The organism is Pedococcus sp. P1_H8 (genome assembly GCF_056405175.1).
On sequence record NZ_JBFUCP010000008.1, the window covers coordinates 175,241 to 198,488 of the forward strand.

The 23,248-nt window shown below is 71.0% G+C and carries 19 protein-coding genes; 5 read left to right on the plus strand and 14 right to left on the minus strand.

Annotated features, from left to right (window positions below):
* Positions 1 to 20: 20 nt before the first annotated feature.
* From AC1DYG_RS13615 to AC1DYG_RS13670, 12 genes are all read right to left on the minus strand, one after another.
* On the minus strand, positions 21 to 2,735 hold the full coding sequence (locus AC1DYG_RS13615) for a GAF domain-containing protein (protein WP_477640407.1): 2,715 nt from the start codon (positions 2,733 to 2,735) through the stop codon (positions 21 to 23).
* Positions 2,736 to 2,908: 173 nt separating this feature from the next.
* The gene (locus tag AC1DYG_RS13620; RefSeq protein WP_477640408.1) at positions 2,909 to 3,691 is read right to left on the minus strand and encodes an FHA domain-containing protein; all 783 of its coding nucleotides are present in this window, start codon (positions 3,689 to 3,691) and stop codon (positions 2,909 to 2,911) included.
* On the minus strand, positions 3,688 to 4,965 hold the full coding sequence (locus AC1DYG_RS13625) for a VWA domain-containing protein (RefSeq protein ID WP_477640409.1): 1,278 nt from the start codon (positions 4,963 to 4,965) through the stop codon (positions 3,688 to 3,690). The genes AC1DYG_RS13620 and AC1DYG_RS13625 overlap by 4 nt, the downstream gene beginning before the upstream one ends.
* A complete protein-coding gene (locus tag AC1DYG_RS13630; RefSeq protein WP_477640410.1) occupies positions 4,946 to 6,130 on the minus strand; it encodes a PP2C family protein-serine/threonine phosphatase in 1,185 nt (394 codons plus the stop codon). Before AC1DYG_RS13630 ends, AC1DYG_RS13625 begins: the two co-directional genes overlap by 20 nt.
* The gene (locus AC1DYG_RS13635) at positions 6,127 to 8,358 is read right to left on the minus strand and encodes a serine/threonine-protein kinase (protein WP_477640411.1); all 2,232 of its coding nucleotides are present in this window, start codon (positions 8,356 to 8,358) and stop codon (positions 6,127 to 6,129) included. The genes AC1DYG_RS13630 and AC1DYG_RS13635 overlap by 4 nt, the downstream gene beginning before the upstream one ends.
* A complete protein-coding gene (locus AC1DYG_RS13640) occupies positions 8,355 to 9,551 on the minus strand; it encodes a hypothetical protein (RefSeq protein WP_477640412.1) in 1,197 nt (398 codons plus the stop codon). The genes AC1DYG_RS13635 and AC1DYG_RS13640 overlap by 4 nt, the downstream gene beginning before the upstream one ends.
* The gene (locus tag AC1DYG_RS13645) at positions 9,548 to 10,576 is read right to left on the minus strand and encodes a glutamate ABC transporter substrate-binding protein (RefSeq protein WP_477640413.1); all 1,029 of its coding nucleotides are present in this window, start codon (positions 10,574 to 10,576) and stop codon (positions 9,548 to 9,550) included. The genes AC1DYG_RS13640 and AC1DYG_RS13645 overlap by 4 nt, the downstream gene beginning before the upstream one ends.
* On the minus strand, positions 10,573 to 12,000 hold the full coding sequence (locus AC1DYG_RS13650) for a hypothetical protein (protein ID WP_477640414.1): 1,428 nt from the start codon (positions 11,998 to 12,000) through the stop codon (positions 10,573 to 10,575). The genes AC1DYG_RS13645 and AC1DYG_RS13650 overlap by 4 nt, the downstream gene beginning before the upstream one ends.
* Positions 11,997 to 13,451 carry an AAA family ATPase gene (locus AC1DYG_RS13655; protein ID WP_477640415.1) on the minus strand — a complete coding sequence of 485 codons (1,455 nt, stop codon included), beginning with the start codon at positions 13,449 to 13,451 and terminating at the stop codon, positions 11,997 to 11,999. Before AC1DYG_RS13655 ends, AC1DYG_RS13650 begins: the two co-directional genes overlap by 4 nt.
* Complete coding sequence (locus AC1DYG_RS13660; RefSeq protein WP_477640416.1) at positions 13,448 to 14,104, minus strand: hypothetical protein; 657 nt, start codon at positions 14,102 to 14,104, stop codon at positions 13,448 to 13,450. The genes AC1DYG_RS13655 and AC1DYG_RS13660 overlap by 4 nt, the downstream gene beginning before the upstream one ends.
* Before the next feature lie 26 nt (positions 14,105 to 14,130).
* Complete coding sequence (locus AC1DYG_RS13665; RefSeq protein ID WP_477640417.1) at positions 14,131 to 15,369, minus strand: toxic anion resistance protein; 1,239 nt, start codon at positions 15,367 to 15,369, stop codon at positions 14,131 to 14,133.
* A 302-nt stretch (positions 15,370 to 15,671) separates the two neighbouring features.
* Positions 15,672 to 16,931: a serine hydrolase domain-containing protein gene (locus AC1DYG_RS13670; protein ID WP_477640418.1), complete on the minus strand. Its 1,260-nt coding sequence runs from the start codon at positions 16,929 to 16,931 to the stop codon at positions 15,672 to 15,674.
* Positions 16,932 to 17,110: 179 nt separating this feature from the next.
* On the opposite strand from AC1DYG_RS13670, the gene AC1DYG_RS13675 reads away from it, so the two are divergent.
* The gene (locus AC1DYG_RS13675; protein WP_477640419.1) at positions 17,111 to 17,398 is read left to right on the plus strand and encodes a DUF1905 domain-containing protein; all 288 of its coding nucleotides are present in this window, start codon (positions 17,111 to 17,113) and stop codon (positions 17,396 to 17,398) included.
* A 199-nt stretch (positions 17,399 to 17,597) separates the two neighbouring features.
* The gene (locus AC1DYG_RS13680; protein WP_477640420.1) at positions 17,598 to 18,893 is read left to right on the plus strand and encodes a D-alanyl-D-alanine carboxypeptidase/D-alanyl-D-alanine-endopeptidase; all 1,296 of its coding nucleotides are present in this window, start codon (positions 17,598 to 17,600) and stop codon (positions 18,891 to 18,893) included.
* Here the strand turns inward: AC1DYG_RS13680 and AC1DYG_RS13685 are convergent.
* Positions 18,887 to 19,093 (minus strand): hypothetical protein, encoded by a 207-nt coding sequence (locus AC1DYG_RS13685; protein ID WP_477640421.1) that lies wholly within the window; start codon positions 19,091 to 19,093, stop codon positions 18,887 to 18,889. The two genes, AC1DYG_RS13680 and AC1DYG_RS13685, sit on opposite strands and share 7 nt — an antisense overlap.
* 77 nt (positions 19,094 to 19,170) lie before the next feature.
* Here AC1DYG_RS13685 and AC1DYG_RS13690 point away from each other — a divergent pair, with 77 nt between their 5' ends.
* On the plus strand, positions 19,171 to 19,644 hold the full coding sequence (locus tag AC1DYG_RS13690) for a MarR family winged helix-turn-helix transcriptional regulator (RefSeq protein WP_477640422.1): 474 nt from the start codon (positions 19,171 to 19,173) through the stop codon (positions 19,642 to 19,644).
* A 66-nt stretch (positions 19,645 to 19,710) separates the two neighbouring features.
* Here AC1DYG_RS13690 and AC1DYG_RS13695 read toward each other — a convergent pair whose 3' ends face one another.
* On the minus strand, positions 19,711 to 19,935 hold the full coding sequence (locus AC1DYG_RS13695) for a hypothetical protein (RefSeq protein WP_477640423.1): 225 nt from the start codon (positions 19,933 to 19,935) through the stop codon (positions 19,711 to 19,713).
* Between the two features lie 141 nt (positions 19,936 to 20,076).
* Between AC1DYG_RS13695 and AC1DYG_RS13700 the strand changes: the two genes are divergently transcribed.
* Together AC1DYG_RS13700 and AC1DYG_RS13705 are read left to right on the plus strand one after the other, a co-directional pair.
* Positions 20,077 to 21,417, plus strand: coding sequence for an HNH endonuclease signature motif containing protein (locus AC1DYG_RS13700; protein ID WP_477640424.1), 1,341 nt, complete (start codon positions 20,077 to 20,079; stop codon positions 21,415 to 21,417).
* A 95-nt stretch (positions 21,418 to 21,512) separates the two neighbouring features.
* Entirely contained in the window at positions 21,513 to 23,195 is a 1,683-nt protein-coding gene (locus AC1DYG_RS13705; protein ID WP_477640425.1) for an alpha-glucosidase, read from the plus strand.
* Positions 23,196 to 23,248 lie beyond the last annotated feature (53 nt).

A 23,248-nucleotide genomic window follows, 5' to 3' on the forward strand; every position in this document is an offset into this window, starting at 1 on the left:
CGTCGCGGTGACGGCGCCACTCAGTCCGGCAGGGCGGCGGGGACGCCGGCGAGGCCGGCCAGGCGAGTCGAGAGCTGGATCAGGTCGAGACGGCTCTTGGAGGCCACGAACTCCACGCGTCCCTTGAGGCGGCGACGATCGGCGGCGGTGAGCGTCTTGGCCGTCAGCACGACGATGGGGATGCCTTGCGTGTCCGGGTCGTGGTGGAGCGCGTCGATGACCGCGAAGCCGTCGGTGTCCGGCATGAGCAGGTCGACGAGGACCACCGCCGGGGACTCGCTGCGCACGACGGCGTGCGCATCGGCGCCGTGGGCGCAGGTCCGCACGTCCCAGCCCAGTGGTTCGAGGGTGACCCGGACCAGCTCTAGCGCTGCCGGGTCGTCGTCGACCACCACGATCCGCGGGTGCGCCACCTGGTGTGGCGGGCCCACCCCCMCCCGGCGCAGGGCGGCCAGGAGGTCATCCCTGGCCACCGGCTTGACGAGGTAGTCGGAGGCGCCGAGCGCGAAGCCGCGGCCGCGTTCGGGGAGCACGCTGACGACGACGACCGGGGTCTCAGCCGTGGAGGGTTCAGCCTTGAGCGCGCCAAGGACGTCCCAGCCGTCCATGCCGGGCAGCCGGATGTCGAGGATCACGGCGGCCGGGTGGATCGAGCGCACCGCGTCCAGTCCCTCCTCCCCGGTCCCCACCGCCACCGGTCGCAGACCGGCCGCGCGGACGTGCACGGAGACCAGCTCCGCGGAGTTCTCGTCGTCCTCGATGATGAGGATCACCGGCCGGGTGTCCCCCTCGTCGCGTCCCCAGTGGACGTCGGCGGCAGCGGCGGCAGCGTCGGCGCCAGCGCCAGCGTCGGCGGCGGCGGCGTCAGCGCCGTCGTCAACCTCGGGCACCAGGCGCAGCTGGGCGCTCTGGGGGATCCGGAACCCGAACGTGCTACCGACCCCGACGGTGCTCTCGAGCCACAGCGTCCCACCGTGCAGCTCCACGATCCGGCGGGTCAGCGTCAGACCCAGACCGGTGCCCTCCGCCGAGGAGCTGGAACGACTGCCCTGCTGGAAGGAGTCGAAGATCCGCGCCTGGTCCTCCGGGGCGATGCCCACGCCGGTGTCGGTGACGCTGACCACGAGGTCCCCTTCGACCCGGTGCGCCACCACGCGGACCTCGCCTCCGTCGGGCGTGAACTTCACCGCGTTGCTGAGCAGGTTGAGCATGACCTGCTTGAAGCGCAGCTGGTCAGCCCAGATCGTCCCCAGCTCCTCCTTGGATGCGTCGGCCGTGACCTTGATCCGGTGCTGGGACGCGCGTTCGCGGACCAACAGGTGCGCGTAGGCGAGGGCGTCGGCCACGTCGAAGGAGGTCCGGTCGAGCTCCATGTGGCCCGCCTCGACCTTCGACAGGTCGAGCACGTCGTTGATGAGGGCCAGCAGGTGGCGACCGGCGCTGTGGATGTCCTGGAGGTAGTCCGCCTGGCGCTCGTTGAGCTCGCCGAACATCCGCTCCAGCAGCACCTCGGAGAAGCCGATCACGGCGTTGAGCGGCGTCCGGAGCTCGTGGGACATGCTGGCGAGGAACTCGGACTTGTGCCGGCTCGCGTCGGCCAGCTCGGCGCTCTGGCGTTCCAGCTGCTGGTAGAGGCGGGCGTTGGTCAGGGCGATGGCCGACTGGCTGGCGAAGGAGGACAGCAGCTCGCACGTCTCGTCGCTGAAGACACCGGGCTGCTTGCGCCGCACGACCAGCGCGCCGACGATGCGGTCGGCACGGGTGAGCGGGATCGCGACCAGGGAGCGCCAGCCTGCCTCGTGGAGCAGCGCCAGGTGCGGGTCGAGGTCCTGGTGCTCGGACAGGTCGGGGATCTGGGCGACCTTGCGCGAGGCGGCCGTCCGCCCGACGAAGGTCTCGTCGACGTGGATGCGGGACTGTCTCAGCCGCTCGACCACGTCGCGGCTGGTGCCGTAGGTCGTGCGCACCCCGAACAGCCGGGTCTCCTCGTCGTACTCCATCAGCGACCCGCCGTCGGTCTCCGAGAGCTCGACGGCATGCTTGACGATCGTCGTCAGCACCTCGTCGGGGTCCAGTGAGGAGCTGATCGCCTCACCGACCTCCGAGAGCGCCTCGAGCTGCTCGACCTTCCAGGACAGCTCGTCCGACCGGCTCTCCAGCGCCCGAAAGAGACCGACGTTCCGCAGGGCCAGGGCGCCCTGCGCCGCGAAGGTGCTGAGCAGGCTCCTCACCCGGTCGTCGAACGGGTCGACGATCGTGCGCCACACTGAGAGCACCCCGACCACGTCGTCCTCGACGATCATCGGAGCGCCCATGATCGTCCGGATGCCGCTCTTGCTCTGGAACTCGGGACGGTCGTAGTCGGGGTCGGCGAGCACGTCGACGATCTGCTGGGTCCTGCCGTCGAGGCCGACTCGCCCGACGAGCGACGTGCGGTCGCGGGGCACTGGTTTGCGAGTGGCCAGCTCCAGGTAGTCGGGCCGCAGGCCGACCGAGTGCACCATGGTGAAGTCGTGCTCGGTGGCGATGTGGATCGTCGCCGCATCGGCCCAGCACAACCGGCGAGCCCGCTCCACGATGGCGTCGAAGACCTCGGCCTCACCCGAGGCGGACGTCCCGAGAACGGCCAGGATCTCGCTCGTCGCGGCCAGCTGTTCCTGCGTCTCGGCCAGCCTGGCCTGGAGACGCGCCACGGCCGCGGCGCTCGCTGCAGACCTGTCCTCGGCTTCGGTCACGTGAGCCTCCGATCGCGACTTCACAGCCGGCGTGCGGTTCCGGCACCCTCAGCAGTTTGCCCCCAGACCAGCGCCCACGCCTACCTCCAAAGGGTGACGCTGCCTGTGGCCGCGCAGGTTTGCGTGGGCCGACGTCGGTGCACCTGCCGACGACTACGGCACCGTCCGGTAGGTCAGAGCGCTTGTTCCTCCGCGGTGGCACGGCGCACGACCAGACGGGTCCACGCCCCGACATAGACCCGGTCGCCCTCCGCGAGCTCGCGACGCTGCCCCGGGGGCACTGGCGTCTCGGGCAGGGGTCCGCTGGCGGAACCGACGTACGTGCCGTTGGAGGACTGCAGGTCCTCGACCCACCACCGCGAACCGTCGGTCGTGAGCTGCGCCTGGCGGCGGCTCACCCCCGAGTCAGAGGCGAGGTCGATGTCCGGATGAATGCCTCGACTGACCGACGGCCGACCGATGAGCAGGCTCTGCCGCCGCAACGGCAACGTCTCCGGCAGTCCCGGTGACGGACAGGGGTCCTCGCTCTCCTGGGACGCGTACCAGTCAGGGTCGACCCATACCTCGACCACCCAGCCGACCGAGACCTCGGGCGCGACGGCCGCCACCTCCGCGCCTGCGCCCAGGTCGAGGGAAGAGGTCGGTGCCGCCTCGGCGGGCCGGGGCATCGTCCCCGTCGTGAAGTCGTAGCCGCACGCCTCGCAGAACAGCGCGGCCGGGTCGTTGTCGGTGCCGCAGTTGGGGCACTCCTGCGGCGCTGCCGCCGCGCCCGATGCCCCACCGTCGGGAGCGGCATCAGGCGCCGCGTCCGGCGCTGCCCCCGAGGCCCCGGCAGCAGGAGCCGCACCGCCGGCGCCAGCTGACGCGCCGCCTTCCTGGGCGATCGGCGCCCCGCAGACGTCGCAGTAGTCCGTCGCGACCGAGTCGTGCCCGTTCGGACAGGTGACGGCGCTCATTTCTTCACCCGAGTCGTCTTGGTCGACGCCGTGTCGAGCGCCATCTCGTCGAGCTTGCTCACGGCCCGTCGCAGCCGGACCGTGCCGGCGTCGGCGTCGTCGATCTCGACGATCTTGCGCAGGCGGGTGGTCGCCTCGTCGTTGCCGGTCTGCGCCGCGAGCTGGACCGCGCGCCCGAGCTTCGCGGTCGCCGTGGTGGTGTCACCCGCCGCCTTCGCGGCGAGGCCGTCCTGGATGGCCTCCGCGAGCTCTGCCTGGCCGGTGTAGTGCGCGACAGCCGGGTCGATCCGAGCGGTCAGGGTGTCGTCGTTGGACCACAGCGCCTTGACCAGTCCCTGGGCCACCACGCTGTCACCCACGGCCAGCTGCACGCGCGAGGCGAGCTGTTCCTGCCCCACCGACTTCGCCGGCAGCCGCACCGCCACGTGGTAGTCGCGGGCCTCGTCGCCCCAGGAGCCGGTCGGGTAGCCCCCGGTCAGCGGGTTGACCTCGTGCCGACGCGGTGTGAGGTCCTCGACCGTCGGCGCGACCTGTCTGACGAACAGCACCTCGGCCCCCTGCGGCGCCCAGACCCGCAGCGACGCCTCCGCGACACCACGGCCCATCGCCTGCCGCATGATCTGCTCGAAGTCGGCGGCCATGTCCTCGGGACGCGCGATCAGGTCGACGCTGCCGAGCAGCGCCGTCGCGATCCGGCGGACCTCGGCCACCTGCCAGTCCTCGCCGACGCCGCGGCAGTCGCACTGGAACCGGCCCTTGGCCTGCTCGATGGCGTCGGAGAGCTCCTGCGGTGTTTCGTGCTGGTTGATGCCGTCCGTCAGGAGGATCGCGTGCCGCTGCGCCAGCGTGGGCCCCGAGGCGAACACTCGCGTCGCCAGCCTCAGCCAGGTGCCCATGGCGGTCCCGCCATCGGCAAAGAACGAGCCGACCGCCGCCTTGGCCTGGGCCCGGACCTGTGGGTCCATCCGCACCATGGCGGGCTCCGGGGTGACCGGGAACGCCAGGCGGGGCAGGTGGCTGCCCGCGATGACGGCGAACCAGACACCGTCGAGCACCTGGTCGAGCGCCGCTGCGGCGGCCTGCTGGGCGGCGACGATGTTCTCGCCCTTCATCGAGCCGGAGGTGTCGACGATGACGATCTCGCCGGCCTCGCCCGAGTCCGTCTGACCCGCCTCGCCCGCGCCGGAACACGTCACCGTGACGATGGCGTGGACGTCCGTCCCGCCATCGGGCAGGAACTCGTTCTGGAACACCTCAGCTGAGAACGTTGCCATCTGGCGTGCCTTCCTCTTGGTATGCCGCGGGGGCCGGCTCGGGGGTGGTGGCAGCTGCCGTCGTGGCCGGTGAAGTCGTGGCCGGCGTCGGTGGCCCGACGCGGGCGAGAGCCACCGTGATGTTGTCCTTGCCGCCCTGGGCGTTCGCCCAGTCGACCAGACCATCGGCCAGGTCGAGCGGAGCCCAGCCCGTTGCGGAGGCCGTGTCGCGGAGCAGGGCTGACATCGCGTCCCCTTCGGAGCAGTAGTTCCAGAGGCCATCGGAGCACACCATCACCCACCCGGGCTCGCTCAGGTCGAGCGAAGCCGTCCGCGGGGTGTGGTCCGGCGCGTCGATGCCGAGCCACCGGGTGATGCCATGGGCCTGCGGCCCGTTCTCGGCATCCGCGCGCGGCACCCCGGCGGCGATCTGCTCCGCCGCGAACGAGTCGTCGACGCTGAGCAGCTGCCCGGTCCCCGCGTCGGGCAACCAGTAGGCCCGGCTGTCCCCGACCCAACCCACGACGAGCTGCGACTCCTGGAGGACCGCGGCGACGAAGGTGCAGGACGCAGGGTTTCCCGGACCTGGGGTGGTGTGCCGGATGACCGCGTCGTTGGCGGCATCGACCGCGACCTCCATGGCCCTGGCCGTCGCCGTGCGCCGGGTCGCCGCGGTGCCGAGCGCCTGCGGCCTGGAGACCGCGAGCACGTCGCGGGCGGCCCGCGCGGCGGCGAGGCTGGCCACGTCGGAGTCGGTGGACGACGACACCCCGTCGCAGACGACGAGCACCGCGTGGCTGTCCGGCTCGGCGCCCGCGTGCAGCGCGACAGCGTCCTCGTTGCGGAAGTGGCGGATGCCGCGGTCGCAGACCGCGGCCACCCAGGCGGCCGGTGTCTCGACGAAGTGGTCGCGCTCGCTGACGGCCTCGGCACCGCACTGGGTGCAGTAGCCGTCAGCGGCGACCTCGCCGCCACATTCGTGGCAGGCCCTCGCGACCACCACTGGAGCCGTCTGCGGCGGTGGTGCCAGCGCGGGAGTCAGCTCCGCGCCACAGGCTTCGCAGAACCGGTCACTCTCGCCGATCGGTGCCGAGCAGGTCGGACAGGTCAGCGCCACGTCCGCCACCGGCATACCACCCTCTGCTTGGGGCGTCCCGGCGTCCACGTCCGGTCCGGTCCTGGTCATCGCAGCGTCCAGCGGCGCACGGAGTTGGCCTGGTCGACGAGGCGGACGCGCTCCTGCTGGCTGGGCGCGTGCGTCGCGAGGTCGCGGTACGCCGACTCGAGCCCGTCGCGCAGCGAAGGCTCCGACGCAGGGTGGCCCGCGAGGAAGACGGTCGGGTCGGCGCCCTGCGTCGCCACCACGGACAGGGCCGCCTCGAGCACGTCGACGCGAAAGCGGGAGCGGTCGACCGGGTCGATGGTCAGGTTGTCGATGCTGTCGAGGGCCGCGGCGAGGGCCGGCAGCCCACCACCAGATTCGGCGAGGAGGCTGGCCCGCCGACGCCGGGCCTGCGTGAAGGCGCGGCTGGTCGCCGGCACGAGGTCGAGGGCACGGACCGCGCCGTCGATGTCGCCACGGCCGGAGCGGATCCGGGCGAGGCCGAACGCCGCCGGCGCGATGTAGTTGGCGTCGGTGCGGGCACACGTGACATAGAGCGACTCGGCGACGTCGACCTCTCCGCCCGTCTCGCACGCGAACGCGAGCGCCAGCTTGGGGGCGAGCTCTCCCGGCACCTGGCCGTACACCGCGTTGAACGCGCTCTGGGCGTCACTCGTCCGACCGCGGGCGAGCGCCACGAGGCCGTCCAGCCAGACCGCGCGCCACTCCCAGGGGTCGTCGGTGAGCAGGGCCTGCACGGCCTGGTCCACCCTGTCGTGGTCGCCTGCGTGCAGGGCTGCCTGCGCAGTGGCCAGGAGCACTTCGGGACTCTTCTCCGGCGCGCCGTCCAGGGCCACCAGCCGCTGAGCGGGGTCGTCGATGCTCACCGTCCGCAGCCAGGACGCCTGCGGATCGCCCTCGTCGCGACGCAGGGTGGGCAGGTGCTGCCAGGCGAGGGAGTCGTCCGAGACGGTGGGCACGTCGAAGAGCAGGGACGAGGTGGAGTGCTCCGCGGCTCCCGCGCGGTCGAGGGCGACCACCTCTCGCAGCACGCCGAGGAGCTGGACGCGCAGCTCGTCGGCGCTCACGAACCGGTCGGCAGGGTCAGGCGCGCAAGCCTTGAGCAGCAGCCGGTAGAGCGAGTCGTGCTTCTGGAACAGCGGTGTCTCGTCCACGGGCGGCAGGGAGGCGACGTAGGTGCTCTGGTAGCCGCGGAACTCCGACGTGAGGACCATCAGCGCGCGCCCGATGGTGTAGATGTCCGAAGCCACCGAGGGGCCGAGCTGGGGCACCTCCGGCGCCTGGTAGCCCGTCGTGCCGTAGATCGCCGAGTCGAGGTCGTCGAGCCGGCGCACCCCACCCAGGTCGATGAGCTTCACGGCATCGCCGACCTGGATCACGTTGTCGGGCTTGAAGTCGCAGTAGACGAGGTTGAGGTCGTGGAGGTACTGGAAGGCCGGAAGCACCTCGATGACGAACGCGATCGCCTGGTCCACCGGCAGGGGGCTGTAGGTGCCGCCGGCCTGCTTCATCCGGTCCTTGAGCAGCTGCTTGAGGGAGGTGCCGCCGACGTACTCCATGACGATGTAGCCCGCGCCCTCGTGGGACACGAAGTTGTAGATCTCGACGATGAGCGGGTGCTCGACCTGGGCCAGGAACTGGCGCTCGGCGATGGCGGCGGCGAGCGCGTCAGGGTCGCCCGAGTTCAGCAGGCCCTTGAGCACCACCCAGCGGTCGGACACGTTGCGGTCGCGCGCGGCATAGATCCAGCCCAGCCCGCCGTGGGCGATGGCGCCGGCGACGACGTACTGCCCCCCGACGACGTCGCCCTCGTGCAGCTTGGGGGTGAAGGAGAACGGGTTCCGACAGGTCGGGCAGAAGCCCTCGGTCCGACCGGGGTGGCCATCACGTGACCGGCCGACCGGAGACCCGCACGACGGGCAGGTGCGGCGCTCCTCCGGGACCATCGGGTCCGCCAGGACCGCCGTGCCCGCGTCGATGGTCGGGACGGGTGGGATCGAGGTCAGCCCCGCGCCGAGCCGAGCACCGCGCAATCGGTGCGAGGAGGTGCCCAGACGGCGGGTGACCTTGCTACCACTGGCATTTCGGGCCGACCCCAGAGCTGTGGAGGCGAGCCGGTTGGAAGCCCGCGACACCGTGGACGGGGTCTGGTCGATGCCAGCCGGCGCCGTCGGCACCGACCCCTCGTGGGGCGCGGCAGCCGCGGCTGCCGGTGAGCCGCAGACGTCGCAGTACCCGTCGAGAATCGTGCCGGTGCAGCCCGGCTGGGTGCACGCCACGGTCGTGGTCATGAGGTTGCTCCTGAACCGGTGCGGCCCGTCTGGCGTGGCGTGCCCTGGGCGGTGCCCAGAGCGACCCCGAGATAGGCCTGGTATGCCGCGACGAGAGCGCGTGCCCGCGCCAGGTCCGCGGGGGTCTGGTCGAGCACCTCGAGGGCTCGGGTCTCGAGCTCCTCGAGGTCGCGTGCTCGCCCCGCGTCGACTCTTGCGTCCGGCGGTGAGGCGGCGAGGGCGGCAGCCTTCGCGGCATACGCCCCGAGGCGCCCGCGCAGCTCGTCGCGCTCGGACAACGCCGCGGCATACGCGTCCTGCGCCACGGTCATGGCACGGCGGACCTTGTCCAGACGCACCAGGTAGGCGTCGACGGCCGCAGGGTCGCTCGGCACGGGCCCCAAGGTAGAGACGTCGGGCACGGCGAACCGAGGGGGCGACACGACTTCGGTGACGCAACGGGCTGCAACGTCACGCAGCGCGGCACCCTGCGCCTCGAGCTCGGTGCGCAGAGCATGGGCTCGGGCCGCATCGCGGGAGTCGGCCGCCCGGCGGGAGGCCGCGACGATGAGGTCACGCTCGGCGCGAGCCGCGTCGTGCTCCAACGGGCCGAGCAGGCCCCCGACGTCCGCACCGCGCTGGAACCGGGCGCCGAGGTCGTCGACCCGCGCGGCGAGCCGCGCCAGAGTCGAGGATGTGACTGGCCCTGTGGCGTCGCTCGAGGAGGGCGCGCCGTCGACGAGGTCCCTGATCCGCTCGACCGCGGCCCGCAGCTCGCGGATCCGCGTGGTGACGTCGGCCTGCGACGTGTCGAGCCCCAGCCGGGCTCGCAAGGAAGTCGCCAGCGCATCCGACAGGCGGCACGCCTCGGGCAAGGAGACCGCGAGGGTGGCGTCGACCCGGCCCCAGACCAGCGTGGAGAGCCGCTCCAGCTCCGTCGGGCCTGCGCGACCGGAGTCCCACGTGGCGGTGAGCAGGTCGTAGCGGTCCGAGGCGGCCTTCCAGAGCGCCATCGAGAGCAGCAGGTCACCGGTGAAGGCTGACTGGTCGGGAGCCTGCAGCGCCGTCTCGTCGAGCAGGTCGAGCTCGGCCTTGCGCTGGTCCCGCCAGGCGCCCAGCGCCTCGAGGTAGCGCAGCGCCTCCATGGCGACCAGGGGCGTGCCGAGCCGTCCCGGTGCGACGGGAGCCGAGGCGCTGGCCATCGTGGCGGTCACCGGGTCCGTCCGTAGACCGCGACCGGCGGGCCAGGCACCGGGCCCAGCGCCTCGGCCAACCAGGTGTTGTAGCTCTTGGTCCACCGGCCGTCGGCCCGCACCTGCGCCAGCACACCGTTGACGAACGCCACGAAGTCGACCTTGGCCGAGTTGAACCCGAGACCGTAGGGCTCGGCCGTGAACGCGGGGGCATCGACGACGAGGGCGTAGGGGTCCTGGGCGACGAGGCCGGCCAGCACGGTGGCGTCACCGGTGATCGCGTCGACCTTGCCCTCCTGGAACAGCACCAGGCAGCCGGTGTGGGTGTCCGCGCCGACCGGCACGACACCAGTGAAGGTCCGGAGCTTGTCCATGCTCGTGGAGCCGGTCGGTGCGCAGACCTTCTTGCCGACGAGGTCTGCCATGCCGGTGATCGGACCACCGCCCTTGGACGTGTCCCCACGACGGACCAAGACGTTCTGTCCAGACCGGTAGTACTCGCTGGAGAACGCGATCTCCTTCCAGCGAGCGCAGGTGATGGTCATGTTGCGGGCGACGAGGTCCACGCTGCCGTCTTTGAGCACTGGAAGACGTTGCGCCGTGGTGATGACCCGCAGCTCGACCTTGTTGGGGTTGTTGAAGATCGCCTGCGAAACCGCTCGCAGCATGTCGATGTCGAAGCCGACGATCTCGCCCGAGACGGGGTCCCGCGAGCCGAGCAGCAGCGTGTCGGCCGAGACGCCGGCGATCAGGCGACCACGAGCCTGGATCCGGGCCATCGTGCTGCCCGCGGGCATCGAGCCCGGACTCGGAAGCGTCGCCGGCGGAGCGTAGGACGGCAGGCAGTTGGCGGCGACCACGTCAGGGTTGGCGGGCGTCGGCGTCGTCGTCGTGGGGGCAGGCGTTGTCGGGGTGGCGGTCGTCGCGCCGGCCTGACGGCTGGGGATGGGCGTCGCCTCGTAGGCGCCGGCGTTGGAGCACGATGCCACTGCGAGGCACGCAGCCACGGCGACGGTGGCGAGCGCCGCTGCGCGCAGGCGGCTCATCGGTACTCCTCCAGCCGGAGCGAGAAGCCCCGCCAGGCCAAGGCTGCAGCCAGCAGACCGGCCAGGACTCCCAGAGCGCCTCCCACCGGGAGCCAGGCACCGGCACCGTCGAGGCGCGAGGCGACCTTGGCGTTGAGACTGGACAGCTGCTGCGCCGACGCGGTGTCGAACTGGGCGAACGAGCCGTTGCCGGCCTGGGCCCCTGTCCCCGTGGCGAGCTTCACGGCGCCGTTCCAGTCGCCCTTGGCGTCGAGCGCGCGGATCTGTCGGTGCACCCCCTCGTACGCAGGCCAGGGCAGGGCGCCCGGCCCTGCGGACACGGGGTTGCCGGCGAGGTGCGACAGCTCGGTCCGCACCGCGGCGTCGGAGACCTGCCAGGCCTTCTCGAAGGCGGCGCCGGAACCACGGGCGATGAGCGTGAGGCTCTCGTTCGACTTGGCGTCGAAGGCGGCGATCCTGGCCTTCGCGGTCGACAGCGTCGCGGCATAGACCCCGGTCCGCACGGTGTCGACGGAGCGCGCCACCGCGGTGAGGGCGACCACACCGGCCACGAGCGCGACCAGCACCACGACTGCGCCGGCCGCGAGCGGAACGTTGAGGTAGCGCCTGGTCCGGCGGGCCAGCCACACCAGCTCGAACGCCAGCACCACCAGGGCGAGCAGCCCGACGACGACCAGCCACAGGGCTGCGCGGCCGGCGTTGTCGAACTCGGTGGCGACGCGCTCGTCGTTGGCATCGACGAGGTTCTTCAGGATCGGCCGCGCGTCGGCCCGCAGGTTCGCGCTGGCGTCCTTGAGGTATTGCGCGCCCACGGGCAGCGCCTGGCGGTTGTTGGCCCGGGCCCGCTCGATCTCGCCGGTGTAGGCGACCAGCGACTGGTTGAGCGCCCCGAGTGCGCGACCGTCGGCCGGCTGGTGCTGCGCGGCCTCGGCGATGAGCTGGGTGGCGGACCCGACCGCCCTGAGGTAGTCGGCACGCTGGGCGGGTGGTTCCAGCCCTCCGACGAGGAAGGCGTTGGTGGCGTCAGCGTCGGCCTGGACCAGGTTGGTCTGGATGGCCTGGATCCGCACGAGCTGGTCGGTGTTGGCCCCGGCCCTGTCGAGGGCGCCGCTGGCAGACCGGAAGGCCTGGCCGCCGGCGAGCCCGAAGGCGAGGGCGACAGCCACGCCGACGACTGCCAGCCAACGCATCCGACCGGGAGTTTCCTGCAGGCTCTCGCGGACGCCAGCGAGCAGCGCGGAGACCTGACCGGCCACGCCGGACGGGGGGCCGGAACCGGCTGCGGAGCCGCGGGCCGAGCCGCCTGCGGGACCGCCGTCGGAACCGGGACCGGGCATGGGGCTGGGGGTGGCGCGGTCACCGGGCACGGGAGCGGTGCTCACTCGGGCAGGCGTCGCCGCGGTCGCGGTCGCGGGGGTGGTCACGGCATACCTCCAAGGTGGCGGTCACGGGGTCCCGGATCCGCAGCGGTCAGCACTGGCTCTGACGCCGATGCACCGCCGGCGGATCCGTCCTCGAGCGGCTCCTCGTCGAAATCCCGTGCCACGAGCTGGCGGAGCTGGTCCACGGACGGGGCCTCGACCTCGCGCAGCCGCCAGGCGTGCGCGCCGATGGCTGCCTCGAGGGCGTTGCGGGCAAACCTGCCGTTGCCAAAGCTGCTCCCGCGTGGAGTGCGGCCGAGCACTTCCCGGAACCGCTCGGTGGCCTCGGGGTTGAGCTCGTAGTCGGCGTCCCCCGCGAGCTTGACCAGGATCGCCTCCAGCTCGTCGTCGCTGTAGTCCTCGAACTCGATCGTCGTGCGGAACCGGCTGGCAAGCCCGGGGTTCGCGCCGATGAACGCCTCCATCGGCGCCGGGTAGCCGGCGACGATGACGACGAGGTCATCGCGCCGGTCCTCCATCTCCTTGACGAGGGTGTCGACCGCCTCTTGGCCGTACTGGTCACCGCTCGGCCCGGCGCCCGTGAGGCTGTAGGCCTCGTCGATGAACAGCACCCCACCCGCCGCGGACGCGACGACCTCGGCGGTCTTGGTCGCGGTCTGGCCGAGATAGCCGGCGACCAGCTCGGAACGGTCGACCTCGACGAGCTGGCCACGGGACAGCAGGCCCAGGGCCTGGTAGATGCCGCCGACGAGGCGCGCCACGGTCGTCTTGCCGGTGCCGGGGTTGCCGGTGAACACCAGGTGGCGGGTGATGGAGGGACTCTTCAGACCTGCGTCGGTGCGCAGGCGCTCGATGCGCAGCACGGCCACCTGCCGGTGGACCTCGCGCTTGACCCGCTTCAAACCCACCAGGGCGTCGAGCTCGGCGAGCAGCTCGTCCAGGCTCCGGGCCGGCGCTGGCGCGGGCGTCGCCGCCGTGGCCGTCGTCTCCGGGGCCGGAGTGTCCAGTCCGGTATGCCGCGTGGGCGTCATCGTGGGGTTCGCCGAGGTCGTCGTCCCCGGGGTCATGGCCGTTGGCGAGGGGGCCGGGGCTGAGGAAGCGTGCGGCACCGCCGAGAGCTGAGCTGCGGCCGCCACTGAGGCATTGCCGATGACGCGCATCGTCGGCTCGCCGAGCTCGCATGCGGCCGAGGCCACCTCGGCCAGCGCCTCGGCGTAGGCCCGGGCTGACGGGGAGCCTTGCGCGACAAGGGCGCTCAGCGACGCCGTGGGGGACTCGCGCCAGCGACGCCCCCGGCTCGCCGCATCGAAGAAGTCCTGCGTCGTGGCCTCGCCGACCGCCCGCGCCCAGTCCGAGGCCGCCCCCGGCGCTGACTCGGCCACTGCCGCCGCGAGGCTGAACGCCTCGGACCGCGCGGAGGCCGGGTCCAACCCCGCGCTCGAGGCCAGCGCCGCCGCGACGCCGACGGCCTCGCCCAGGCTCGAGGTGCTCATGAGGCGTCCCGTCCAGCCGGGGGCCGGAGCCGTTCGAGGCTGCCGGTGTCCTCGTCCGCGGACGTGGCAGCCGGCAGGTCGGGCGCGTTCGGGGTGTCCGGGGTCTCCGGGGTCTCCGGCATCTTCGGCAACGGCGCGGCGCCCACGTTGAGCGATCCGCCCGACGAGGCGGTCCCGAACTTCTCGGCCAGGAACCGCCCGTGAGCCACGAGCGCGGCGGCGTCGTCGCGGCATACCGCGTCGTAGACCTTGTCCATCGTCGAGACGAGGAGGTCGAGCTGGTCGATGAGCACCATGAGCGAGGACTTGCCGCGGTCGACCGGCCGGCTGTCGGCGAACTGCCTCGGGAGTCGCAGGTAGCCGCCGACCGCCTCGGGGAGGTAGTCGGTCGCGGTGGCCATCACGGAGTACGCCTGGGGACTCCCGGCGCCGAGGCTGGGGAGCCGCGGAATCGTGTCGCGCACGACCCGGTCAACTCGCCTGACCCGTGAGGCGACCGGCGCGGGGACGGCACCGCCGGCCACCATCGCCTCGACGCGGTCGAGGGCGGCGAAGAGGTCGTCGCTGGTCGGCACCGGGGGTACGCGGAAGCCCTTGTCGCCGACCGGCTGTTGCGGCCGGCGCAGGAGACGACCCCAGAACCCACCCGACATGTGTTCACTATCCCCCACGCCACCACTCAGCGTCCGGCACCCACCGAATTGCCCAGGTCGAGCGAGCCGTGAGCCACCTGTTGGTCCTGGCGCTCGACCCGGTCGAGGTAGGACCGCGACTTCCCGACCTCCGTCTCGAGCGTGCCGATCGTGGCGGCCATGGTGTCCAGTGCCTGCACCTTGAAGCTGTCGATGGCGTCCATCGTGGCGTAGATGTTCTGGAACGCCGCCTGGAGCTGAGGCAGCCCGATGGTGGCCGAGGCGGCCTGCTCCTGGATGCGCACCGAGTTGTCGCGCAGCATCTCGCTGGTGCGCTCGATCATGCCGGAGGTCGTGGTGTTGAGGGCCGAGATCTGCTCGAGCACGAGCTTCTGGTTGCTCAGGGCCTGCGCCACGATGACCGCGGTCCGCAGCGCCGACACGGTCGTCGTCGACGCCCGGTCGACACCCTTGATCAGCTCGATGTTGTTCTTGATGACGACGTCGATGGCCAGGTAGTTCTGGATCGACACGGCCAGCTGGGTGAGCAGGTCCTGGTGCTTCTGGCGGACGTAGAAGAGCACGTCGTCGCGGAGCGCTGTCGCCTTGTCGGGGTCGGTCGCCTCGAGGTCGGCGATCCTGGCGGCAAGGTGGGCGTCGAGCCGCTCGGCGACGTAGACGTACTGGTTGAGCCGTGCCATGGAGTCCCACAGCAGCTGCTTCTCCAGGTTCAGGGCCGCGTTGTCCTTGCCCAGCTCGTCCTGGCCGTCGCGCAGGGAGTGCAGGATGCCGTCCAGGTGGCTCTGCGCCGACTGGTACTTGCGGAAGTAGTCGGCAACCTTGTCGCCGAAGGGGACCATGCCGAGGAGCTTGCGGGCACCGGTCGCCTCCTTCGGGTCGAGGTCCTCGATGGTCCGGCGCAGCTCGAGCAGCGTCGCACCGACGGTGGAGCCCTCCGCGAGCCCGCCCTCCTGGAGCGCCTTCACGGGGGCCTTGAGGAGGCGGTTCGAGGTCTCGGCAGCCTGACGGATGTCGCCGTCGCCCATCGTGCGCACGTCCGCCGACTTGGCTGCGAACCCCGGCGACCTGGGGGCCTCGGACAAGAGCGCCTCGAGGTAGGCGTCGACCTTGGCGTCGAGGGCTGGCAGGGCCGCGGCGTCGACAGCCGGGGCCATCCTGGGGGCAGCTGTGGCCTGGACCGGCTGCGGCGCAGCGGGCGCGGTCAGCGTCAGCGTGGCCCCCTGGGGGGTCGGGGGCTGGAGCGGTCCGGGCTGTGGGTCGGTCATGACGGTTCGTCTCCTCCGCAGTGCCGATGGCCGGCGCGCTGTCCTTGTTGACGAACGGCCAATGTACGCGGTTCCCGCGCTTCTGTTCGGGGATTACCTCGACCCATCGGTGAGGGCTGGTCGGGCACGATGACTCGCGACAGCAGTGTCGAAGAGACTCGCGCTCCGCGGCCGGTTCAGTCCTCGCGGTGTGGCTTCGACCGGTCTGCATGACGGTGCCCATGCCTCCACGGTGCTCATGCCGATCCGCGACGTCTGTGCCGCAGGTGACACAACGTCGCAGCGCTCAGCTGGTCGCCTCATCACGACGTCTCGGAGGGCGGCGGCACGGCGGGCGGCTCCGCCGGCGACATCGATGCCGCATAGATGGCGTCACGAATGTCGAGGGGGAACTGTCCCGTGCAGCCCTCGAGCGCGGTGTTGGTGAACATCGCCGCGCTCAAACCGGCCTGGGGGTCGATGAACCACTGGTGTCCCCACACACCGCCCCAGTTGAGGGTCCCGACGGCGTGGGGGGCGGCAGCCGCCACCGGGTCGACCAGGACGCCCGAGAGCAGGCCGAAGCCCCAGCCCGGCTCCTCGTCGCGCAGCAGCCCGACCTGGTTGGTCGACGCCTCGTCGACTGTCGGGGCGCTCAGGAGCGGCGCTCCTCCGGTGCGGAGGACCTCGAGGAACGTCATGAAGTCACCAGCCGTCCCCACCATCCCCGCTCCCCCGGACTGGAACGACCCGTCGTCGAAGGCTCGCGCCGGGGAGAACCTCAGACCCTGGATCGTCTGCGGATCGCACATCCGTTGCGCACGAGGTGACCCGTCGGCATACGGCACCGCAAGGCGCTCGGGCTCCCGCACGTGGAACGCCGTGTCGACCATGCCCAGCGGGCCGGTGACGTACTCGGAGACGGCCTCGGCGAGGGAACCGCCGTGGACGGTCGCGATGATCGCGCCGAGCACGTCGGTCGCGACGCCGTAGCGCCAACCGGTGCCGGGCGGGAAGTAGAGCGGCACGGACGCGATGCGGCGGAGGTTCTCCTCGAGGGACAGCCCCGGCTGGTCCAGGCCGGTGGACACCTCGGCCGCGACGTAGCGGTCCACCGCAACCTCGGCCACCTCGGCCACCTCGGCCACCTCGGCCACCTCGGCCGCCCGGGCCACCTCGTCCGCCGACACGCCACCGCTCTCCTCAGGCACCTCGGGGTATCCGAAGCCGGCCGTGTGGGTCAGGAGGTGGCGCAGCGTGATGGCCGGCTCGCGTCCGTCCTCCAGCCGCGGCCTGAAGTCGGGCAGGTGGTCGGTGACCAGGTCGTCGAGACCGAGCCTGCCGCGCTCGACGAGCGCCAGTGCTGTCGCGGACACGAGGGGCTTGGTCAGCGACGCGATGCGGAAGACTGTGTCGAGTGCGGTCGGCGTCCCCGCCTCCCTGTCGGCATGCCCTGCGGCCCGCGAATAGACCGGTATGCCGTTCTCCCGGACCAGGACCACCGCTCCCACCACCTGGCCGGCTGCCAGCGCACGGTCGATGACGGCGTCGACCCGGTCCTCCAGTGACTGCCGTCCGGACACGGGACCTCCGTCGTCGAGTAGAGCCGCGTCCGGGCCGCACTCGCTGCGGGGCCGTCGCACTGGGCCCGATCGTCCACCCCACACGCGACGACGGCAACGGCGAGCTGCCCGGATGAGACTCCCGGGCGAGACTCCCGGCGAGACCCGCGGCCGGCCCTCGGACTCCTATCCTGTGCCGCATGGATATGGAGTTCAGCGGTGAGATCTGGTTCTGGAAGGGACCGTCACCGTTCCACTTCGTCACCGTGCCGGAGGACTTCTGCGATGCGCTCGACGCGACGGCCGGGCTGGTGAGCTACGGCTGGGGGATGATCCCGGTCCAGGTCCGGATCGGCGACACCGACTGGAAGACCTCGCTCTGGCCCAAGGACGGCCGCTACATCGTGCCGCTCAAGGACGCAGTTCGCCGGGCCGAGGGACTCGAGCTCGGCAGCACCACGACGGTTCGACTCGTGGTCGACATCTGAGCGAACCCCTGACGGCGCGTGCTGACCCGGCCTCGCGGCATACCGGCGCATCCAACTCAGGTGAACGGGCAGAAACGCTGTGAATATCGGTCGAAAGCCCCCACCGGCCCGCGGGCGGGCGTACCTTCGCCCCATCCCCCACAGTCACACCTGCCCCAACCGTGTCCCGGCAAAGGCAGCACTTTCCCTGAGGACCGGCATGACTTCACGCCCCCGCTCCGTGACCCTCCGTCGACTCACGATCGCCGCGCTGACCAGTGCGCTCGGCGTGGCACCCGTCCTGGCGACGACGACCGGCAGCGCCCACGCCGCCGTGACCGCCACGACCACGACGACCTACGTCAACACCGCGGCCGACACCCGGATCGCGTCCAAGCTGAAGGCGCGGGTCACGACGACGCGCTTCGGCACGTCGTTCACCGGGGCGGTCATCGACGCGGCGAGCGGCAAGGTCGTGTGGAGCAAGAACGGCAGCACCGGCTACCTGCCCGCCTCGACCGCCAAGTGGGTGACGGCCACCGACGCGCTGCGGGTCTTCGGCGCGACGTACCGGTTCACGACGAAGGTCAAGCGCGGCCCGCAGGCGGACCAGGTCATCCTCGTCGGCTCGGGCGACCCCGCCTTCTCCTCGACCCAGCTCGCCGCCCTCGCCAAGACCACGGCGGCCACCATGAAGGCGCGCGGCCAGCTCCGCGTCCGGCTGTATGCCGACGACACCCTCTTCGCACCGCCCACCTTGGCGACGGGGTGGCGTTCGACGTACATCCCCGCCGACACCACGTGGCTGCGGGCCCTGGTCGTCGACGGGCGTCAGGTCTCCGACACCACCATCGACTCGGCCGTCCTTTTCGCGGCCAAGCTCAAGGCGAACGGCCTCACCGTGACCCGGATCGGGCGGGGCACCGCAGGCTCGACCAGCCCGGTGCTGGCCAGCTCGGCGGGGCAGACCGTCAGCCAGATCGTGTCGCGGATGATGCTCGAGTCCGACAACGAGCACGCCGAGGCGCTGCACCGCCTGGTCGGCATCAAGCTGGGCTACGGCAAGACCTGGACCGCAGCGAGGTCCGCGCAGACGGCTCGCCTGCGGAGCGAGGGCCTGTCCGCCAACGCGCTCTATGACGGGTCGGGACTGTCACGCAGCGACCGCCTCACCGGCCTGCAACTCGCACGGCTCGTGACCAACGTCTTCGAACCCGCCAACGCGACCCCCTTCGCCCTCCTGCGCAGCAACGCGGGCCTGCCGATCTCCGGTCAGACGGGAACGCTGCGGGCGTCCTGGGGCCGGTTCACCGCGTCCACCTCGAAGTGCGCCGTGGGCAAGGTCCACGCCAAGACCGGCACCCTGACCGACGCCGTCGCGCTGAGTGGCTGGACGAAGGGAACGGACGGGCGAGTCAAGGCCTTTGCCTTTGTCATCAACGGAAAACCCACGTCGACGACCGTGATGCGCCAGAACATCGACATGCTCGCGGCGACCGTCACCGGCTGCTACTGAGCGGTCGCGCGGGACTCTCGCAGCTCGCGGGCCCGGCGAGCCGCCGCGACCTTGGCCGCGCGCTTGCGCTCGAGTCGGCGGTGCGGGTCCTCCGCGTCGCCCAGCTGGGCCGGCCCGTACATGTGCATGCCGAGCACCTTGACGCGGTAGGCGATCCGATAGCCCAGCGACAGTCCTTCGCGGTCAGCCTTGCGACTCATTGCTCGCTCCATGTTTTCGTTAGTGCCCTAACTATCTGTGCCCTAACGATACCGCCCGACCCCCTAGACTCGAAATCGTGACCGCCGAAACCCCCGCCTCGACCACGACGCCGGCAGACCTGCTGAAGCTCGACCGCCAGGTCTGCTTCGCCCTGGCGGTCGCATCGCGCAACGTGATCGCGCTCTATCGGCCGCTGCTCGAGCCGATGGGCCTGACCCACCCGCAGTACCTCGTCATGCTGGCCCTCTGGGAGGACTCACCGCTGCGCGTCAGCGACCTCGCCCAACGCCTCAGCCTGGAGCCGGCGACGCTCTCACCGCTGCTCAAGCGCCTCGAGGCCAGCGGGATGGTCACCCGCGACCGGGACCCCCAGGACGACCGCGCCCTCGCCGTCTCCCTCACCAGGAAGGGTGCCGCCGCCCGCAAGCGGGCCGAACGCATCCCGCCGGCGATCATCGACCGCCTCGGCATGAGCATCGGCGAGCTCGAAGCCATGCGCGACAGCCTCACTCACCTGATCGCCGCAGCGGCGGAGCCTGCCCAGCCATGACCATACGGTGAGGTATGCCGCGCGGCTGGGCCCCGCGGCATACCTCACCGCATGGTGCGGAGGCGGTCAGAAGCCGCCCGTGCCACCGTCGATGTCGCCGCCCCCGAAACCGGGCGTGAGCTTGAAGGTGCCCGGCGCGATGTCGCCGTGCTCGTCGGCGAGGCGCTCGTCGCGGGTGCGCCTGTCCCGCAGTGTGCGCACGATGCCCACGGCGACGAGGGCCACGATCGCCACCGCACCGAGGACGAAGAGCCCGATCAGGATGACCGCGAAGATCGACACGCCTGCCATGAATCCCCCTTGACTGTCCATGAGTCACCCTCGACTCCGTCGACCTGATCGTCCGGCATGCAGGGGTATGGGTCAATGGCCCCCCAGGTTCCTAGCCATTTCTGGGTTGACCTTCGAACACCTGTTCGAATACAGTGAGGCATGGCCATCGCCCCACTCCACCCGTCGCCGCCCCTGTCGGCGGCCGACGCTGTACGTCAGGTGCACTCGGTGCTCGACCGGTGCGATGGCGTCGGGGAGCTCTCGGGGCACGAGGCGTCAGGCCTGATCGACGAGGTCGAGAGGGCTGGGGCGCGGTTGCAGGCCATGAAGCTGTCGCTTGTCTCCGTCGTGGACAAGGCCGACGTCGCCGCGGACGCGGGGATGACGGGTACGGCGGCCTGGCTGGCGGCTCGCTCTCGCCGCGACGGCGCGTCGGCAGCCAAGGACGTGCGGCTGGCGACCGCCCTCGATGACGGGCTGTTCGCGACCAGGGTTGCGCTGAGCGAGGGCGCGTTCTCGACGGAGCATGCCCACGTCATTGCCCGCACGGCGGAACAGCTCCCCGCGGGCCTGGACGAGGCCGAGCGAGTCGCGATCGAGCAGTCGCTCGTCGCGATGGCCAAACGAGTCGACCCGGTCAGGCTGCGCAAGACCGCCCGGCGGGCCCTCGAGTCAGCGAAACGGAGCCAGGCCGAGGTCGACGCCCACGAGGATTCGATCCTGCGCTCCGAGGAGGAGCGGGCCCTGGCCGCGACCAAGCTGACGATCCACGACAACCACGACGGCACCATGACGGGCCATTTCACCGTGCCGACCCTGGCCGGCCAGATCCTGCAGAAGGTCATCCAGCAGATCGCCTCACCGCGCCGGTTCGCCCAGCGCGCGGCGCGGGACGCGAAAGCCCAGGCGGCTGAGGGCGGCACCGAGCTGACCGCTGCCGAGACCGCCGAGGCGACGTGGGATGCGTTTCGGGCCGAGGAGCTGGACTGGTCGCAGAAGTACGGCCGCGCGTTCGTCGAGCTGCTGGAGCACCTGCCCACCGACCACCTGTCAGGCAAGGTCAACGCGACCATCCTGGTGACCCTCGACCACGACAAGCTCAAGGCCGCGGTGGGAGCGGCCCACCTCGACACCGGCCACGACGTCTCCGCATCCGAGGCCCGACGGCTGGCCTGTGGCGCGGGGATCGTCCCGGCGGTCCTCGGCGGGGAGTCGCAACTCCTCGATCTCGGCCGCTCGCAACGATTCTTCACCGAGGCGCAGCGGGTCGCGCTGGCCCTGACCTACGACTCCTGTGCCGCAGATGACTGCGACCGGCCCTACGCCTGGACCGAGCATCATCACGAGGATCCGTGGGCATCCGGTGGTCGGACCGATCTCGACCTGGCAGTCCCCCTCTGCGGCTACCACCACAAGCGCATCCACGACCCCGGCTACCACCACCGCGTCTTCCGCGAGGGCACCGGTCGAAAACGAGTCACCTTCGTGAAGCGGACATAGGGCAGGCCGCGTCTGGATCACAGCTGCGCAGGGTTCGCTACTGCGCAGGGATTGCCTGCGCTTGCCGAGGGGGGTGCGGGTCGAAAGACTCAGCCATGACCGATGACCAGTGGTTCCGCGAAGCCGTCGTCTACCAGATCTATCCCCGCAGCTTCCAGGACTCCAACGGTGACGGCATCGGTGACGTCCCGGGGATCATCAGCCGGCTCGACTACCTCGAACAGCTCGGCGTCGACGTCGTGTGGCTGTCGCCGATCTACACGAGCCCTCAGGACGACAACGGCTATGACATCGCCGACTACCAGGACATCGACCCGACGTTCGGGACCCTCGCGGACGTGGACTCGCTGATCGAGCAGGCGCACGCGCGCGGCATACGCATCGTCATGGACCTCGTCGTCAACCACACGTCCGACGAGCACCCGTGGTTCGTGGAATCCCGTTCCAGCACAGACAATCCGAAGCGCAACTGGTACTGGTGGCGGTCGGGCGGTGACGGGGCGCCGAACAACTGGGAGTCGTTCTTCAGCGGACCCGCCTGGGAGCTCGACGAGGCGACGGGCGAGTACTACCTGCACCTGTTCAGCCGCAAGCAGCCCGACCTCAACTGGGAGAACCCGGAGGTCCGCGAGGCGGTCTACGCGATGATGCGCTGGTGGCTCGATCGGGGCATCGACGGATTCCGCATGGATGTCATCAACATGATCTCGAAGGTGACGTCACTGCCCGATGGGAAGCCGCTCCCTGGCGACTCGCAGCTCGGCGACGGGACGCCCCACTTCCTCAACGGTCCCCGGATTCACGAGTTCCTCCAGGAGATGCACGAGTCGGTCTTCGAGGGACGTGCCGAGAAGCTGCTCACTGTCGGCGAGATGCCGGGGGTCACGGTCGAGGACGCGATCCTCTACACCGACCCCTCGCGGCACGAGGTCGACATGGTCTTCCAGTTCGAGCACGTGGGCCTCGACATCGGGGCGCACAAGTGGGATCGGAGTCGGGTCGACCTGCGTGACCTCAAGACCTCGCTCGGCCGCTGGCAGGACGGGCTCGCGGAGGTCGGCTGGAACTCGCTCTACTGGAACAACCACGACCAGCCTCGGGCGGTGTCGCGGTTCGGCTCGGACGCGCCCGAGCACCGGGTCGCCTCGGCCAAGCTGCTCGGCACGGTGCTGCACCTGCACCGAGGCACGCCGTACGTCTACCAGGGCGAGGAGCTCGGCATGACCAACGTGCCGTTCGCGACGGCCGACGACTTCCTCGACATCGAGTCAGTCAACTACTACCGGTTGGCGGCCGGCGCCGGGGGCGACGTCGAGGAGATCCTCGTCAACCTGCGACTCGGAAGCCGCGACAACGCCCGGTCCCCCATGCAGTGGGACGACGGTGCCCACGCGGGCTTCACGACCGGAAAGCCCTGGTCCGCAACGAATCCCAACCACACGGAGATCAACGCGGCGGCCGCGGTGGCCGACGAGGGTTCCGTGTTCCACCACTACCGGCGCCTCATCGAGCTGCGCCACACCGAGCCGGCCATCGCGCACGGCGACTTCACGATGATCGCGCCGGACCACGAGACCCTGTACGCCTTCACCCGCTCCCACGCGGGCACCGACCTGCTGGTCCTCGCCAACTTCTCCGGCGACGACCTCGACCTCTCCGGCGCAGTTACCGATCTGGACCGATGGTCCGAGGCGGCCCTGCTGCTCGGCAACCTGGGCGACCCCGCCTCGCCCACCGCCCCCCTCCGTCCATGGGAAGCCCGCCTGCTCAAACGCTGACGTAGGCCGGGGGCGAGGCGGTGATTCTGGGCAATCTGCCCATCCGGGTGGGT